We start from the raw sequence: 16,512 nt of genomic DNA, 5'->3' as shown, positions 1-16,512 counted from the left end.
TGGAATTCCGGATTAATCGCAATCCATGTTCTCCTGTTTATCAACAAGAAAGGTGATTAGGACGAATAATAAGAAAGCTAGTAAAAGTAAGGTTCCGCCGACGATAAAGAAAACCATGACAAAGGTTTCATTCAGATTGAAAGGGTTCAGATTGTACATCCACATTCCTACCGTCAATCCTGCAGCCCCAAGCATTCCTAGGATGCTGTGAATAGAAACCAGTTTTTTGTATTTAATTTTATATACCTTATAAAAAATTCCCCAAGCAAATACCGACAGCCATCCTACTAATAAAATATGGGCATGAATGGGTCTCAAGGAATAATCCATACTTCCTGACATTTGAGAGCCAACAAACGTACCGATGATTCCGAAGATTGCTGCAAAACGAATGAGCCTTAAACTCCAAGTTTGTTCCATTAGTTATCCCTCCAATTTCCTCTCTTTATTTGGTAGGATGATCGTGAAGGTTGTTCCCACGCCAGCCTCGCTATCAACCTTTATTTCTCCTCCATGCAGATCAATAATCTGTTTCACAATTGATAAGCCCAGCCCTGTACCGCCACTTTTTCTTGCTGAATCTACACGATAAAAACGGTCGAATATTTGGGCCACGTCTTTCTTAGACATCCCAATTCCGGTGTCTTTCACCATAATCTTGATGCAGTCATCACTTTTAGATAAAACAATCCAAATATTCCCTCCATGAGCATTATACTTAATCGCATTCGATATCAAGTTATCCCAGACATTGCTAATCAATTCAACATCGACCAACATCCTAACCGGTAACAGTTTATAAGAAACTTCAATTTCCTTCTCCTGTAGCCGCCATTGATAGCTGCGGATGGTTTGCTTGATTTGTTCATCCAATTGGACCTCTGAGATTTTCATCGGATACGCTTTCTGATCAAGCGAAGTTAATACTAATAGCTGCTTGGTAAGATTGGAAAGCCGCTTTGATTCATGATCAATCACCTGTAGGTACTCTTTTAATTCCTTGTCACTTACCTGTTGTGACAACAATAACTCGGAATAGCCCTGAATATTCATGAGGGGTGATTGAAAGTCATGTGACACATTATTAATAAAGGATTTACGGGCTTCATCATTGTGCTGTAACTGCTTCTGCATGTTGTTAAAGCTTTCTGATAATTGACCAAGCTCATCATTCCGATTAATTTTTAACGGATAAAGAAAGTTCTCGCGTGTAATTTCTCTCGTCGCTTCCGTTAACTTTGTAATCGGCTGGATGAGATGCTTGGCAAACAGGATAACCCCGCTAATGCTAACAACCGTTACGGCTACAAAGAACCACGCTAAAATCATATGAATATCAGTAAAGAGCAGTTTATTATTGGGCCGCAAAAATAACCCATATTGCTCCCCATTCATAGTAAAGGGCACACCTACCGTATTTTGGACATCATTTGAAAAATGGCCCATCATTAAAAATTTACTAGAAAAGGTGCTCATACCATGATAGATTTCTTTTTCCATGACGACCTTCTTGGCTTCCACAGAAAGGGCTTTCTTTGTAAAAGCTTTACCAAAGTAAGCATCTTCCCCGGATTCGTTGACCACATAGATTTGATAGCCAAGATTTCCAATCGATTCTAAAAATGGCTCCAATGAAGAATGACCCGAATGCATATTCTCGAGATTGGCTGTAATGGTTTGAGCAATTTCTACATTTTGCTGGTCCATCTTCTGTTTCGTAGAAGACATATAAATAAAATTGGCTACGATCAACCCAATCGCGACACTTATAATTAAAATTATCAGGGTGGCAGCAATGAACTTTTGATATAACGTTCTCATTTGGTGACCTCAAGCTTATAGCCAATCCCTCGAACCGTTTGAATTTCCACGGTTGCATCATATTTTTTTAAACGATCCCGGATTCGGTTAATATGTGTATTGAGCGTTTGTTCTCCGCCTTCATAATCAACACCCCATACTTGTTCCACTAAAAAGGCTCTAGGTGTAATCTTATTGGCGCGTGAAGCTAATAAACTTAATACTTCAAATTCCTTTAGAGGTGGAAGGACGGTTTCTTGGTTGATTATTAATTCAAAGTTCTTCCGATCAATCGTAAGATTCCCTACTTTGATGATCGTTTCCATCACACGTTCGAAGCGTCTTAACACGACGGCAACACGAAAGAGAAGCTCCTTTACCTCAAATGGCTTCACGATATAGTCCTCAGAGCCAGCTAAGAAGCCTTGCTCTTTGTCATCCATCTGCCCTTTGGCCGTCAGGAGGATAACAGGAAGATCATAATCAGCTGATAATGTCTTTGTTAATTCAAAACCATTCATTCCTGGCATCATTACATCAACAATGGCTAAATCAACACTCTTTTCTTCCAACACATGCAACGCTTCTTCAGCATGGTTCGCTCGATATACTTGGTAGCCTTCTCGGCTTAAGTGGATCGATACAAGCTGTTGAATGTAAACATCATCATCTACAACCAGAATCTTCATTTGCAGAACCTCCTAAAAGGGAGAATACAAATGACAAGAAGTCCTTTGTATCCTTTTTTTACTACCTATTAATTATGAGAGACTTGCTTGTCTTTTTCAAATAGCAGGATTAAAGCTGGCAGCAGCATTCCCCGAACGAGGAAGGTATCAATCAGAATTCCAATGGCCACCATAAAGCCAAATACGAAAAGGTCAGCAATTGGCATCGTGGTTAACGCAGCAAACGTTGCAGCTAGAATGATTCCTGCTGATGAAATGACACCACCGGTATTTCGGATGGCGATTTCAAGAGCCTCTTTCACTCGGTGTTTTTTCCGTTCTTCCATAAATCGAGAGGCAAGGATAATATTATAATCAATCCCTAAAGCCACTAAGAAGATGAAAGCATAGACAGGTACACGCGTACTCAATGCTTCATAATCAAACAAGACATCCACTAGAAATATGCCAAGACCTAAAGCAGAAACATAGGAAAGCAAAATGGTCGCCATCATATAAATAGGCATTTTAATAGAACGTGTCAGGGCGAATAAAAGAACGAGAATGAGTAATGTTTCTAGTGATACAATCGTAAAGATATCCTTATTATTCACTTCTCGTTCATCTACCAGCTTTGCAGTCACACCACTAAAGTGTACTTCGCCGGATAGAGAAGATTCTTTTAATAGATTCGGTGAATCTTCACGTAAATCTTGTAACAGATCCATCGCTTCCGTAGAATATGGATTCATGTCTAGTACCACACTAAGCTTTACAGCCTTAGCGTCTTCTGATTGAGCAGTCATTCGGACGGATGCAATCCCATCATATTCTTTTAGTTTTTCGGTAATCGCAGTTACGTCTGTTTCTGCCAACGTTTCATCACTTTCAATTAACAGTGTTGTAGGAGCTAGTTCCCCTTTGTCATATCGTGACTCTACGATTTCATACCCAACGCTAGACGGTAAATCCTTAGGAAACTTTTTAACCGTGTCAAACTCAAACTGAAGATTAAATACATTTAAAGCAGTGATCAAAAGAAAAATCCCTACGATTCCTCCGGATATACCGGGCTTGTTCACCACAAACTTCGCAATAGGTGCCCAAATTCCATGTTTAATTTCTTTTTCTTGACCGTACTTCGGCACTCTCGGCCAAAATGCTCTGCGGCCAAATAGAGTAAATAACGCAGGCACCAACGTAACCGATGCTAATATAATAATGAACATGGCAAGACCAAAGATCGGTGCAAAGTTTTGATAGTCACGGAAACTAGCGAAGAATAAGATTAACATAGCTGCTAACACCGTGCCGCCAGCAAAAAATAAAGGTTCCCCTGTGGCACGCATCGCCTGTTTCATGGCTTCATATTTGCTTTCTACCTTATTAAGCTCCTCACGGAAACGGGAGAAAACAAATAGTGAATAATCAATTACGGCAGCAAAAAGCAAAATACTCATAATCGAAGTGGTGGAGTTATTGATCTCTAACCCGCCTGCACCTAGCAAGGCTACACTTTGATTCACAACCTGATAGACAATAACGGTTGCAAATAAAGGGATGAATGCTAGTAACGGTGAGCGGTAAATCGCAATCAGTAATACTAAAATAATTCCAATGCTAGCAATTAATAACACAAAGTCCGCTTGTTCAAAAAGCTTGAGTGTATCCCCAGCAATACCAACCGGACCCGTTATATAAAAGGAAACATTTTCAAACTCATTTGCAGCTTTGTTTCCTATTTTAGAAACCTTATCATTAATTTCGGCATATTCACTATTACCAATGCCCTGTTCTAATTCCATCGGAACAATCATCGTTGAACCATCCTCAGAAATAAACCCCTTTAACGCTGGAGGAGGAAGTTCGCTAATATTAATAATCGTTTCAATTCCTTTAATACCTTCTTCTAAGATAGCAGTAAGTGTTTGTGTAACCTCATCAGGATTAATGTTACCTTTTTCATTATGGAATACTAGGATTCCTACTGTCCCTTGCTTATTTGGAAATAGCTCTTCAGCTTTTTTCTCAGCGATAATCGATTGCGCTTCATCCGGAAGCGATTGAAAATTCGTTACCTTATATTCACCAAGCTTTGGCCCCGCACTTAACCCAACCATCAGGACCAGCCAAGCAATAATCGTAATCCACACTCCCCGTTTAGTTGAAACCCAATCTGTAATAGGAAATAGCAATTTTCTCAAAAAAGTAAACCTCCTTTAGTATCTCTCAAGGGTAATCCTACTAATAGAAGATAAATTTAATATCAACTTTTGTTTACATTTGTCTAGAAACTAATTTTTTGCTTATCGAATGTATGTATCATCCAACATTTTATTGTCAGTCATAGGAGATACCATTTCACTGTGCCCAGAATCATTTTGGGTACCTTGTCATCTGAGAGAATTCGGCGAACATACATGCTGAACAAAGTTACGAAATTGAGACAGGATGTCTTGCAAAACTACGCCTCTTGACGTAGTGGCAAGGCTGTCTATGTGACGGCAAATCACCTTGTTGATAGTAAGAATCTGTGCGTCCATTCGTAAAATTGTTATACTAGACATTTTGCACCTCCAATAAAATCACTACCATTTATACTTGTTATATAGAGAATCCAGAGCTAATTTTGCAGTTTAACTCATACTCTCTCTCATTTTGCTTTCTATAAACATACTTCGATAAAATTGTTAAAATCCTCCAAATTCAATTGTAGAAATAATGTACCTTATTGACAGATTTGGACATTCATCTGTTAAAATTACGAAAAAAAGTTTATCGCCATACTACACAGAAATGAAAAAAGAAGCCTCCCAATAGTTAGTTTTAATAACTACTTAAGAAGCTCCTTTTATTTTTAATTATGTTAGCATTTTGTTAACAAACCACTTCAAAACCCTTATATATCAAGGGTTCAATGGTCAGATTACATCATGCCGCCCATTCCGCTCATATCTGGCATTCCGCCGCCAGCGCCAGCTGGTTCAGGGATGTCCGCTACTACCGCTTCAGTTGTTAAGAATAGAGCAGCTACAGATGCAGCGTTTTGTAATGCAGAACGAGTAACTTTTGCTGGGTCAACAACTCCCGCTTCAATCATGTTTACCCATTCGCCATTGGCAGCATTGAATCCTACGCCGATTTCTTCGCGTTTTAAGCGGTCCACGATGATTGAACCTTCAAGACCTGCGTTATTTGCAATTTGACGTACAGGTTCTTCAAGAGCACGCAATACAATACGTACACCAGTTGCTACGTCGCCCTCTACTGTTTCAGTAACTTTTTCTACAGCAGCGTATACGTTTAATAGAGCCGTACCACCACCTGATACAATTCCTTCTTCAACAGCGGCACGAGTTGAGTTTAGTGCGTCTTCGATACGCAGTTTACGTTCTTTCAACTCAGTTTCTGTTGCAGCACCAACTTTGATTACTGCTACACCACCAGCTAATTTAGCAAGACGTTCTTGTAATTTCTCTTTATCAAACTCAGAAGTAGTCTCTGCAATTTGAGAACGGATTTGGTTTACGCGAACTTCGATCTCATCTGCATTTCCAGCACCTTCAACGATTGTCGTATTGTCTTTGGATACTACCACTTTACCAGCACGGCCTAATGTTGATACATCCGCTGTTTTTAATTCCAAGCCAAGGTCTGAAGTAATGACTTGGCCGCCAGTTAATACAGCGATATCCTCCAACATTGCTTTACGGCGATCACCGAAGCCTGGAGCTTTAACAGCCACCACGTTAAATGTACCACGTAATTTATTTAAAATTAATGTTGTAAGTGCTTCCCCTTCAACGTCTTCCGCGATAATTAACAATGGACGGCTTTGTTGGATCACTTGCTCAAGTAGAGGCAAGATTTCTTGGATGTTTGAAATCTTTTTATCTGTAACCAAGATATAAGGGTTGTCTAATACTGCTTCCATTTTGTCAGTATCTGTTACCATGTAGTGAGATACATAGCCACGGTCGAATTGCATACCTTCCACTACATCTAATTCCGTAGTGAACCCTTTAGATTCTTCAATTGTGATGACACCATCAGTACCAACACGTTCCATTGCATCGGCGATGAATTCACCCACTTCTTCATCAGCAGCAGAAATTGCAGCAACCTGAGCAATTGCCTCCTTGTTTTCTACTGGACGAGAGATAGCTTGTAATTCTTCAAGTGCAGCAGCAACCGCTTTGTCCATCCCTTTACGGATTCCAACAGGGTTAGCTCCCGCTGTTACATTTTTAAGCCCTTCACGGATCATTGCTTGTGCCAACACTGTTGCAGTCGTTGTACCATCACCAGCGATCTCGTTTGTTTTGGAAGCAACCTCTGCCACTAGTTTTGCACCCATGTTCTCGTATGGGTTTTCTAGTTCGATTTCTTTTGCGATTGTTACACCATCATTTGTAATTAATGGAGAACCGAACTTTTTCTCAAGTACTACATTGCGCCCTTTTGGTCCTAATGTTACTTTTACTGCGTTTGCTAATTTATCAACACCTTGAAGCATTAAAGAACGAGCTTCTTCAGAGAATTTAATATCTTTTGCCATTTTGCGTACCTCCACATTTTATTATTCTATTCAAAATCAAAAGTAGCATGGGAGCGCCGTCAAGATTATGTATGGCGCCCGGAGCTTTAAGATTAACTTTCAAATTATTAGCCAATAATAGCTAATACATCGTTTTCGCGAAGAATTAAATACTCTTTGCCTTCATATTTCACTTCTGTGCCTGAGTATTTAGAGAAAATAATACGGTCTCCCATTTTTACATCAAGCTCGACACGTGTGCCGTTATCTAGTACACGACCAGTTCCCACAGCAACTACATTACCTTCTTGTGGTTTTTCTTTTGCTGAATCTGGAAGTACAAGGCCTGATGCTGTTATTTCTTCCACCTCAACTAGTTCGATAATGATACGATCACCTAATGGTCTTAACAAGTGAAACAACCTCCTACAAGTTATAATTTATATAATCTTATTAGCACTCACTCTATAAGAGTGCTAACACAATTATTATAATAATGAATTATTTTTCCGTTTGCAAGTGAGAAGCCTAAAAAATTTTGTTTTCTTTCTGTATTCATCTACAATAGAAGCATAGAGTGTATTATTCGTAAAAATTGCAGTTTAAGCTGATCGTATAGCTCCTTTGATTTTGCGGGTTGCCTTCACTATGACTGTATACCTCTAGGAAAGAACAAAGCTTTAAAGATTAGATTAAGAAAGAGGGAATTAAACTATTGAGTACTTCTACAAAAATCCAGACCCAAAAAACGGCCTTTTATGTTTTAATCACTTACATAGTCATGCATTTATCCGGCTTTATATTTACAATTCCACTTGTTAAGCCATTCTTCCTGCAATTTTTTTCACAAGATGGAAATGGAGAAATTGCGCTTGCCGGATGGTGGAATACAATCTCTTTTGCAATTGCATTCTTAGTTTGTATATTCCTAATTTCTAGAAATAAGAACTTTTGGAATATATTTAAAGGGGAAAAAGCTTCAATTCCTGTTTCAATCGGTTGGGGCATTATTGGATTTTTCCTAGTTTTTCTCGGTCAAACGATAGGAGCGATGATTGAGACGGGATTAGGCATTCAACAAGGTTCTGAGAATACAAAAACAATTATCCTTTTAACGGAAGTTGCCCCTATTATCATACTGGCTACAGTTTTTTTAGGACCTTTTTTGGAAGAGCTTGTTTTTCGGCGTGTTATCTTTGGTTCCATTGTACAAACACAAAACTTCTGGGTAGCAGGAATTATCAGTTCGATTATTTTTGCTCTAATTCACTTGGACTTTACACATATTATTTTATATACGATTAGTGGATTTGTTTTTGCGTTTTTATATTATAAAACACACCGGATACTCACTTCGATTATTGCACATATGCTGCTGAATGGCTTTGTGACAATAGTTCAGATGAATGCCCATCTCTTTCAGTAACAATAAAAAAGCCTATTTTCAGGAACAGTTCATCTTCCTGAAAATAGGCTTTTTAATTTATTGTCGATTTGTCATTTCTTCAATTTGACGGCGTTGTTCAGCCAGTAATTCTTCAATCTGGATTTTTTGGGCGATTTCTTTCTCTTCTTGAATACGCATTTCTTCAGCCACTCGGTATTTTTTGTAGCCAATCCGTGCTATCACAATACTGATCTCATATAAGACAAATAATGGGATTGAAATCAAAATATATGAAATAATATCTGGTGGTGCCACGAGTACAGCGAGTACAAATAAAACAAAGTAAGCATACTTACGTATTTTCACCATAAGCTGGGGATCTAAAATTCCCAAGCGTGCCAGGAAAAGCATCACAACCGGCAATTCGAAGATAATGCCGAATGGTACGACCAATTTGAATAAGAATCCGAAATATTCATTTATCCCGATTGTTTGTTGAATTTCAAGATCTTGCGATAAATGCATCATGAAATTCATCACGTTCGGAAATAAAACATAATAACCAAATGCTAGTCCTACAACAAACAATAAGAATGCATACGGAATGTATTTTAACGTTGCTTTTCTCTCGGTTTCATGGAGACCAGGCGTGATAAACGCCCAAAGCTGGTATAGAAGAATGGGCGATGTGAAGATGAGCGCCACAATAAATGTAACTTCCAAATAAACAGTAAGTGGATCACCTACATTGAAAGCGTTTAAAGTCAATTGCTCTGCTTGTTCGCTATACTGAATATATTTAATAATCGGCTTTGCAAAATAAAAGCTCACAATTAAGGAAAGAATAAAGAAAATAGCACATACAAATAGGCGTTTTCTTAATTCCTCTATATGTTCAATAACAGTGAGATCTTTTGGATTCATGAAATAGACATCCTTAACTTACTTGTTTTCTTTTTCTAGATCTTTTTGTTCGATGACACTCGCGTTTTTTTTCTTTTCTACCTCATCATCCAATAACCCACTAGTTCCCTTTTTGAACTCACGCAACGTTGTTCCCATCGCTCTACCTAGTTCAGGCAATTTCTTTGGTCCAAAAACCAACAGGGCTACTACACAAATAATAACTACGGCAAATGGTGAAATTGCATTTAAATGCATAACCATGTAGCCACCTCCTCTATTATATGTACATTTTATCTCATCTTGTCGCAATTTGCTAATGGATAAATTTTAATACTTTGTGTCAATCACTATTACGTATCAAATAGATTAAAGCTTCTAGTTCAACGGATAAATCGATATTCATCATCTTCATGGAATCCGGTACATTTAACCGGACCGGTGTGAAATTTAAAATCCCTTTTGCATCGATTGCAGCTAACCGATCGGCCATAATTTGAGCGGAACGCGAGGATACAGTCAAGATAGCCATCTCTGCTTTATATTCATGATACATTTCCTCTAGACGATCCGGATGATAAACCGGTATCCCGTTAACTTCCATCCCTTCTCGGGGTGCTTTCGAGTCAAACGCCACTACGATTCTTGTATTGTGATTCTTTTGGAAATTGTATTTTAAAAAAGCGTTTCCTAAGTTCCCCACACCAATCAATGCTACATTTGCACCTTCATCCTGATCGAGTGTTTGTCTAAAAAATTCAAGCAAATAAAGAACATCATATCCATATCCCTTTTTACCGAGAGCGCCAAAATATGAAAAATCTCTTCGTATGGTTGCAGAGTCAATTTTCATTGCTTCACTCAATTCCTGCGATGAGATCCTTCGCTTTCCATCATTGGCGAAGTTTTGTAAAAAACGATAATAGAGCGGAAGTCTTTTAGTCGTTGCCTGTGGAATCTTCATGTCTTGCTTCACACATTATCCCCCAATCTATTTCCCAAACTAATTGTTTACCCCCATCTGTATAAATGATTATAGTCTATATCTCTAATATAATCTCCCACCAAGTCAATATTCCTTAGCAGGTTTGAGTCAACGCTTGTGAAATGAATGTAATTCAAAATCGTTTTCATCTTACTAAACATGCAGAAAGAAGTAAAGCATCCGCATTGCGCAAGGTTTCTTCATCTATTACACTAAGGATAGAACTGAGGTGTTAAGATGATTGTTTTACAAGTAAATCAATTATATAAATCTTTTGTGACGGATGAAATACTTAGTGGAGTAAAATTGGAAGTTCAACATAGAGATCGGGTTGCATTAGTAGGCCGTAACGGTGCAGGAAAATCGACATTGCTCAAAATTATTGCTGGTCAAATGTCGTATGATTCCGGAGAAATTATCATTCCAAAAGACGTGAAAATTGGCTATCTAGAGCAACACGCAGGGCTTGAGTCAAATTTATCGATTTGGGACGAAATGATGACAATATTCGACTCACTGAAAAGCCAAGAAAAAAAACTACGCTCTCTTGAACAACGCATGGCGGATCCAGCTGTTTACGAAAATGCTGAAAACTATGCACGGGTAATGGCAGAGTATGATCAATTGCAGCATGACTTTAAGGATGCCGGTGGGTATCAATATGAAGCAGATACTCGTTCAGTGCTTCACGGCATGCAATTTTTCCCGGAGGATTACGAAAAACCGATTCTCTCCCTTTCCGGTGGACAACGAACGCGTTTGGCATTAGCAAAACTTTTGCTCAGTAAGCCCGATCTACTAATACTGGACGAGCCTACCAACCATCTTGATATTGAAACATTGAGCTGGTTGGAAAGCTATCTAAAGGGCTATGAAGGTGCCATTTTAATCGTATCCCATGACCGTTACTTCCTGGACCAGGTTGTATCGATTGTTTATGAGGTGTCGAGAACTCATGTGACAAAATATGTGGGAAACTATAGTGCTTATTTGGATGGAAAGGCGAAAAACTATGAAAGAGATCTAAAAATGTTCGAACGCCAGCAGGATGAAAAAGCCAAGTTGGAAGCATTTATTCAAAAAAATATTGCCCGCGCTTCGACAACAAAAATGGCCCAAAGCCGCCGAAAGGTTCTGGAACGAACCGAGTGGATGGATTCCCCTGATGGCGATGAGCGTTCGGCAAATTTCGGCTTTACAATTGAACGTCAAAGCGGAAATGATGTCCTCTCTGTTGACGATTTAATGATTGGCTACGAAGAAAAAAGTGTATCGAAAAATATTAACTTGCGCATATTCCGTGAAGACCGTATCGCACTGGTTGGGCCAAATGGTGTAGGAAAGTCAACCTTACTTAAAACCATCGTCAAAGATTTGCCGATCCAATCGGGCGATATTCGATATGGTGCAAGCGTGCAGATTGGATATTATGATCAGGAACAGGCAAAGCTGACCGGCAATAAATCTGTTCTTCAAGAGCTGTGGGATGAATGGCCTCTATTGAATGAGAAAGATATCCGTACAATATTGGGACGCTTTTTATTTAGTGGCGATGATGTGACAAAACCTGTCAGTTCATTATCCGGCGGGGAGAAAGCTCGTGTCGCCCTCGCCAAACTCATGATGCAAAAAGCCAATTTACTTGTATTGGATGAGCCGACAAACCATCTTGATTTGGACAGCAAAGAAGTTTTAGAAAATGCACTGATTGACTATCCCGGCACATTACTATTCGTCTCCCATGACCGTTATTTTATAAATCGCATTGCTACGAAGGTTGTCGAATTATCAGGAACTGGTTCTTTTGAATATCTAGGTGATTATGATTATTATCTTGAGAAAAAACAAGAACTCGCAGAATTGGCGGAAATGAAAGCAGCTGCCCAAAGAACTTCCTTAAAAACAACCGATGCAACAATGGCATCAAAAGCCTCCACTTCACAAATTGACAAGGATGCCAAAAAACGTGAACGGCAAATCCGCCGCACAGTGGAGGAATTGGAGGCGAAAATGATGGAATACAGTGAACAAATTTCAAGTATTGAAGCTAAACTGTGTGAACCGGATATTTTCAAGGACCACGAACAAGTCATGAAGTACCAAACAGAACTTGATTCAATTAAAACAAAGCATGACGAACTTGAATTACAATGGCTCGAACTGAATGATGAACTTGAGAATATTCTTTCCTCTTAATTGAAACTCCTTAAATACCATGTGCCCACGTACATGGTATTTTTATTATCACTTAATAATTTACATATATCTTGGTCAATAGACAAATTTCGATAAAAAATTTCCACAAATTTATTCACACTTATAATTAAGTGATATCAACATATCAACATACTTTTCCACATTATCCACAACTTCAAATTTATTAATCCACATCTCAATGTGTAAAAACTGACACTATATATAGTTTCATCACATCTTATCCCCAAGTTATCCACAATTTGTGCATAAGTACGAATGTTCGCCTTGACAATTTTAAAAAAATGCTCTTAGCCTGTGGATAAGTTTTCAGAAAAATTTAACAAAAAGATGTCTAATCTAGTCACTCAAAAAATATGGAATTAAAAAAAACTGTTTCAAATTTCTTTGAAACAGTACACATATTTATATCCAGCTTTTTAATTCCTTGCCAGGGATACCATTCATCGCAAGATCCCCACGTACTCCTGCGTTATACATGTAAGATGCAGCTGCCCCTATCATTGCCGCGTTGTCGGTGCAGAGCTTTAATGGTGGAACAGTGAAAGAGATACATTCTTTTTCGAAAGCTTGTTCCAAACTTGTTCTCAAACCTTTATTCGCCGATACCCCACCGGCTGCAATCACTTGATTTACCTGGAATTCTCGGGCAGCACGCAACGTTTTAGTCGTTAATACTTCCACTACGCTATCCTGAAAACCTTTAGCCACCTTTTTAGGGTCAATTTCTTCCCCTCTTTGGTCCATATTATGCTTATAATTAATAACCGCTGATTTTAAACCACTAAAGCTAAAGTCATATGAATTCTCTTCTAACCATGCTCGTGGAAAATCAACCCCAACTTGCGCTTCATGCGCAAGGCGATCAATATGTGGCCCGCCTGGATAAGGCATATTCAAGACACGCGCCACCTTGTCATAGGCTTCACCCGCAGCATCGTCACGGGTTTCTCCAATTACTTCAAAGCTCCCATGTTCCCTCATTAAGACCAGCTCCGTATGACCGCCCGAAACAACTAAAGCCAATAAAGGAAATTGCATCGGCGCTACTAAAGCATTGGCATAAATATGTCCTGCAATATGGTGCACCGGAATCAGGGGTAAGCTATGCGCAAAGGCAAAGGCTTTTGCCGCATTGATGCCTATTAATAGTGCCCCTACTAATCCCGGACCTTCTGTTACAGCTACTGCTGTTAATTCGGAAGGCTTCATTTCCGCTTTTTCTAGCGTTTCTTCTATAATGATAGTAATTTGTTCTACATGGTGTCGTGAAGCCACTTCAGGGACAACTCCACCGAAACGCTTTTGGCTTTCGATTTGTGAAGCAACGACATTGGAAACTATTTCTGTGCCATTACGAATAATGGCAGCAGCTGTTTCATCACAACTTGTCTCAATTGCTAATATATATTGATCATTCATTTAAATTCACCCACATTACAAGAGCATCTTCTTGATTATCTGTATAATATCCTTTTCGGATTCCACCATCTAAAAATCCAAGTTTTCTGTAGAGATTTTGAGCAACAAAGTTCGAAACCCGCACTTCTAAACTCATAACGTCCACATTACGTGTTCTGGCGATGTGCATTGCTTCTTTCATTAATCCTTCCCCGATGCCGAGACCTCTTGCTGTTTCAACAACGGCTACATTTGTTATTTGCGCCGAGTCTATGACTAGCCACATTCCACAAAACCCGATAATCTTGCCATCATCATCTTCAGCAACAATATAATAAGCAAAGTTATTTTCTCTCATTTCATAATGAAACGAGTCTAATGTCCAAGGGGTTGGAAAAGAAGCTAACTCAATTTCATGGACTGCTTCTACATCTTCTGGGGTCATTTTACGATATAGTACCATTTTTACTGCCCCTTTTTCTGATCTTTAATCCAATTTGCTTCTGCCTCCGTTATACGATGGTATTGTGGAACAAAGCCATGAACTTCATCAATCTGTGATAATGGTTGTTTTTGTGCCAATTCTATAAGCTTGGAACCCCTAGGTAATGCAAGGGATGCATCTGCAAATAACGCATGTTCACCCAATCGGTCTGCAATTACTTCCTTAAAGTTCTCTACATCAATACCTACAAATAATACCGGCATATTTAAATCATGTAATTGTTCCAGTAAGCCAACGATCGAAGTGTGATGGTCTTTAATCAATGGCTGTAGTGTTTCGCCATCATAGGCTGCTGCATATACATTTTGCCTTCTTGCATCAAAGAGCGAGCAAATTACACCATTAAAACCTTGTCCATTTGCGGCTAATACTTGCAGGCTCGAAACTCCGACCAATGGTTTTTTTAATGTCCATGCCAAAGTTTTAGCGACCGTTACACCAATACGTAATCCTGTATAGGACCCTGGTCCTTCCGAGACAGCAATTGCATCTAGATTTATAGGTTTTACATCAGCTTTTTGGAAAAGCTCTTCTATTGTTGGCATCACGGTAACCGAATGCGTTAGTTTTTCGTTTTGTACGATCTCCTCTACAATCTGTCCATTTTCTACAATGGCTATTGATAAGGGTGAGTTCGATGTTTCAATTCCTAACCAAATCATTAAAATAACTCCTTACACAACTGTTCATATCGCACACCAATTGGCTTTAATATAAATTTCCGCTTATCGTTATCGATTCGATGAATTTCAATTGCCAACCGTTCATTAGGTAAATATTCTTCTATTAAATGGGCCCATTCTACAACAGTTACCGCATCGCCATAGAAAATCTCTTCCCACCCGAGATCCTCATCACTATCTGCCAATCGATAAACATCTAAATGGTTAAAAGGTAGTCTGCCCTCATATTGCTTCATAATAGTAAAGGTCGGACTATTTACTGTTCTAGTAATTCCAAGGCCCTTAGCAAGCGCCTGTGTAAATGTCGTTTTGCCGGCACCTAAATCGCCCTCAAGCGTAATTGTATCTTGAGCTTCCAATAAGTGTGCCATCCGCTGTGCCAAACTTTGTGTTTCTTCTAAGGACATAACTTCCTTTTCTAATATCATTTTAACTATCCTCTCGCAATCACATTACCATAAGTTTACCTAAACGGCGTTAAATGTTCAAAGTCTATACCTTGCTATTCGAAAAATAAACATAATCTCGTTCCAAAATTTATATTTTTATCGAATTGAGAACTGAATATACTATACTCTCGATCTAGGAATTATCGCTTTGAGTAACCCCGCTTTTCAACTATCCTCTTTTCTTCCAGCTTTCCATCCTGGAAGTGTACTTCGTATATCTGAGTCATCAATAACTCATCTTTCCAAACATATACCCCTTCCTCAACAAGTTCCCCTTCTCCCTTTGCTACTTCCACCACTTCTAGATACGACATCCCATTTTCAAGTTTTGAGAATTCTTCTTTATTCATATTCATTTGCCAGCGAAATGAATTCATGTCCGTAATATCGTGATATTTATTTACTTCATAATACCATTTTGAAATAAGCACAATGGTAGCAACTATGGTAATTAATAATAAGGCAATTATATTTCGTCTTAATCGTGTTTTATTCATTAACATCACTCCAAGAAAAGACTTACTACCACTATATTTATGTGCCAGCGTTATCATGTGACATTAATGAAAAAAGAGATTTTTAGTTTAGTATTTATGTATTTAATCTTATCATCTACGAACACAATAAAAAACCACTGACTACTCAGTGGTTTCTGTAGGCCTAGCGACGTCCTACTCTCACAGGGGTGCCCCCATCTACCATCGGCGCTATTCTACGAAGTGGGATGACACGTCGGCTAACAGCGTCATCTGCGTTGAGCCGATGGCCATGTACAAAGTACATTGCGCTTCGTTCTGCTTGATTCCTTGTTAGCCTCGGTCCTCCCACTTCTCGAGTTTGTTCTACTGCTATTATTTTTGCTTCTTATCCGCGCCGATCAACCTTCGGTTTTTTAGTAGTTGCGGGCTTATTTACGATAAAAAAACCACTGACTACTCAGTGGTTTCTGTATGCCTAGCGACGTCCTACTCTCACAGGGG

Annotated in this window: 17 protein-coding genes; 2 read left to right on the top strand and 15 right to left on the bottom strand. The window is 38.9% G+C overall.

Annotation, left to right across the window (positions count from 1 at the left end):
- Positions 1 to 12: 12 nt before the first annotated feature.
- From CD33_RS03305 to groES, 6 genes are all read right to left on the bottom strand, one after another.
- Positions 13 to 420: a hypothetical protein gene (locus CD33_RS03305; RefSeq protein ID WP_036198212.1), complete on the bottom strand. Its 408-nt coding sequence runs from the start codon at positions 418 to 420 to the stop codon at positions 13 to 15.
- Positions 421 to 423: 3 nt separating this feature from the next.
- Entirely contained in the window at positions 424 to 1,821 is a 1,398-nt protein-coding gene (locus tag CD33_RS03300) for a sensor histidine kinase (protein ID WP_036198209.1), read from the bottom strand.
- Complete coding sequence (locus CD33_RS03295) at positions 1,818 to 2,489, bottom strand: response regulator transcription factor (RefSeq protein ID WP_036198206.1); 672 nt, start codon at positions 2,487 to 2,489, stop codon at positions 1,818 to 1,820. The genes CD33_RS03300 and CD33_RS03295 overlap by 4 nt, the downstream gene beginning before the upstream one ends.
- Positions 2,490 to 2,557: 68 nt before the next feature.
- Positions 2,558 to 4,672 (bottom strand): MMPL family transporter, encoded by a 2,115-nt coding sequence (locus CD33_RS03290; protein WP_036198203.1) that lies wholly within the window; start codon positions 4,670 to 4,672, stop codon positions 2,558 to 2,560.
- Between the two features lie 722 nt (positions 4,673 to 5,394).
- On the bottom strand, positions 5,395 to 7,026 hold the full coding sequence (groL, locus tag CD33_RS03285) for a chaperonin GroEL (RefSeq protein WP_036198200.1): 1,632 nt from the start codon (positions 7,024 to 7,026) through the stop codon (positions 5,395 to 5,397).
- Between the two features lie 107 nt (positions 7,027 to 7,133).
- Positions 7,134 to 7,418 (bottom strand): co-chaperone GroES, encoded by a 285-nt coding sequence (gene groES / locus CD33_RS03280; protein ID WP_036198197.1) that lies wholly within the window; start codon positions 7,416 to 7,418, stop codon positions 7,134 to 7,136.
- Between the two features lie 302 nt (positions 7,419 to 7,720).
- On the opposite strand from groES, the gene CD33_RS03275 reads away from it, so the two are divergent.
- Entirely contained in the window at positions 7,721 to 8,431 is a 711-nt protein-coding gene (locus CD33_RS03275; protein ID WP_036198195.1) for a CPBP family intramembrane glutamic endopeptidase, read from the top strand.
- 57 nt (positions 8,432 to 8,488) lie between these two features.
- On the opposite strand, the gene tatC is transcribed toward CD33_RS03275, so the two are convergent.
- The 3 genes from tatC to CD33_RS03260 all read right to left on the bottom strand — a co-directional run bounded on the left by tatC (position 8,489) and on the right by CD33_RS03260 (position 10,271).
- Positions 8,489 to 9,316: a twin-arginine translocase subunit TatC gene (tatC, locus tag CD33_RS03270; RefSeq protein WP_036198192.1), complete on the bottom strand. Its 828-nt coding sequence runs from the start codon at positions 9,314 to 9,316 to the stop codon at positions 8,489 to 8,491.
- A gap of 18 nt (positions 9,317 to 9,334) precedes the next feature.
- Positions 9,335 to 9,553, bottom strand: a complete 219-nt coding sequence (locus CD33_RS03265; protein ID WP_235863395.1) for a twin-arginine translocase TatA/TatE family subunit — start codon at positions 9,551 to 9,553, stop codon at positions 9,335 to 9,337.
- A gap of 85 nt (positions 9,554 to 9,638) precedes the next feature.
- Entirely contained in the window at positions 9,639 to 10,271 is a 633-nt protein-coding gene (locus CD33_RS03260; RefSeq protein WP_036198184.1) for a redox-sensing transcriptional repressor Rex, read from the bottom strand.
- 246 nt (positions 10,272 to 10,517) lie between these two features.
- Here CD33_RS03260 and CD33_RS03255 point away from each other — a divergent pair, with 246 nt between their 5' ends.
- Complete coding sequence (locus CD33_RS03255; RefSeq protein WP_036198182.1) at positions 10,518 to 12,476, top strand: ABC-F family ATP-binding cassette domain-containing protein; 1,959 nt, start codon at positions 10,518 to 10,520, stop codon at positions 12,474 to 12,476.
- A 423-nt stretch (positions 12,477 to 12,899) separates the two neighbouring features.
- Here CD33_RS03255 and tsaD read toward each other — a convergent pair whose 3' ends face one another.
- The 6 genes from tsaD to CD33_RS20655 form a co-directional block, all read right to left on the bottom strand.
- Positions 12,900 to 13,916 carry a tRNA (adenosine(37)-N6)-threonylcarbamoyltransferase complex transferase subunit TsaD gene (tsaD, locus tag CD33_RS03250; RefSeq protein ID WP_036198179.1) on the bottom strand — a complete coding sequence of 339 codons (1,017 nt, stop codon included), beginning with the start codon at positions 13,914 to 13,916 and terminating at the stop codon, positions 12,900 to 12,902.
- Positions 13,909 to 14,358, bottom strand: coding sequence for a ribosomal protein S18-alanine N-acetyltransferase (gene rimI / locus CD33_RS03245; RefSeq protein ID WP_036198176.1), 450 nt, complete (start codon positions 14,356 to 14,358; stop codon positions 13,909 to 13,911). Before rimI ends, tsaD begins: the two co-directional genes overlap by 8 nt.
- 2 nt (positions 14,359 to 14,360) lie before the next feature.
- Positions 14,361 to 15,062, bottom strand: a complete 702-nt coding sequence (tsaB, locus tag CD33_RS03240; protein ID WP_036198173.1) for a tRNA (adenosine(37)-N6)-threonylcarbamoyltransferase complex dimerization subunit type 1 TsaB — start codon at positions 15,060 to 15,062, stop codon at positions 14,361 to 14,363.
- On the bottom strand, positions 15,062 to 15,511 hold the full coding sequence (tsaE, locus tag CD33_RS03235) for a tRNA (adenosine(37)-N6)-threonylcarbamoyltransferase complex ATPase subunit type 1 TsaE (RefSeq protein WP_036198171.1): 450 nt from the start codon (positions 15,509 to 15,511) through the stop codon (positions 15,062 to 15,064). The genes tsaB and tsaE overlap by 1 nt, the downstream gene beginning before the upstream one ends.
- Before the next feature lie 161 nt (positions 15,512 to 15,672).
- Entirely contained in the window at positions 15,673 to 16,029 is a 357-nt protein-coding gene (locus CD33_RS03230; protein ID WP_052129948.1) for a hypothetical protein, read from the bottom strand.
- Positions 16,030 to 16,192: 163 nt separating this feature from the next.
- Positions 16,193 to 16,315 (bottom strand): hypothetical protein, encoded by a 123-nt coding sequence (locus CD33_RS20655; RefSeq protein ID WP_258516471.1) that lies wholly within the window; start codon positions 16,313 to 16,315, stop codon positions 16,193 to 16,195.
- Positions 16,316 to 16,512 lie beyond the last annotated feature (197 nt).

Source organism: Ureibacillus sinduriensis BLB-1 = JCM 15800 (assembly GCF_000772955.1).
GTDB classification, from domain to species: Bacteria; Bacillota; Bacilli; order Bacillales_A; family Planococcaceae; genus Ureibacillus; species Ureibacillus sinduriensis.
This window is presented reverse-complemented; position numbering and strand designations above follow the sequence as displayed.

Excerpts from the sequence above, each read along its gene's own strand:
- tsaE (WP_036198171.1), bottom strand. The coding sequence starts at position 15,511 with ATGATATTAGAAAAGGAAGTTATGTCCTTAGAAGAAACACAAAGTTTG.
- CD33_RS03295 (WP_036198206.1), bottom strand. The coding sequence starts at position 2,489 with ATGAAGATTCTGGTTGTAGATGATGATGTTTACATTCAACAGCTTGTA.
- CD33_RS20655 (WP_258516471.1), bottom strand. The coding sequence starts at position 16,315 with ATGTACTTTGTACATGGCCATCGGCTCAACGCAGATGACGCTGTTAGC.
- tsaD (WP_036198179.1), bottom strand. The coding sequence starts at position 13,916 with ATGAATGATCAATATATATTAGCAATTGAGACAAGTTGTGATGAAACA.
- CD33_RS03300 (WP_036198209.1), bottom strand. The coding sequence starts at position 1,821 with ATGAGAACGTTATATCAAAAGTTCATTGCTGCCACCCTGATAATTTTA.
- tatC (WP_036198192.1), bottom strand. The coding sequence starts at position 9,316 with ATGAATCCAAAAGATCTCACTGTTATTGAACATATAGAGGAATTAAGA.
- CD33_RS03255 (WP_036198182.1), top strand. The coding sequence starts at position 10,518 with ATGATTGTTTTACAAGTAAATCAATTATATAAATCTTTTGTGACGGAT.
- tsaB (WP_036198173.1), bottom strand. The coding sequence starts at position 15,062 with ATGATTTGGTTAGGAATTGAAACATCGAACTCACCCTTATCAATAGCC.
- rimI (WP_036198176.1), bottom strand. The coding sequence starts at position 14,358 with ATGGTACTATATCGTAAAATGACCCCAGAAGATGTAGAAGCAGTCCAT.
- CD33_RS03230 (WP_052129948.1), bottom strand. The coding sequence starts at position 16,029 with ATGAATAAAACACGATTAAGACGAAATATAATTGCCTTATTATTAATT.
- CD33_RS03305 (WP_036198212.1), bottom strand. The coding sequence starts at position 420 with ATGGAACAAACTTGGAGTTTAAGGCTCATTCGTTTTGCAGCAATCTTC.
- CD33_RS03265 (WP_235863395.1), bottom strand. The coding sequence starts at position 9,553 with ATGCATTTAAATGCAATTTCACCATTTGCCGTAGTTATTATTTGTGTA.
- groL (WP_036198200.1), bottom strand. The coding sequence starts at position 7,026 with ATGGCAAAAGATATTAAATTCTCTGAAGAAGCTCGTTCTTTAATGCTT.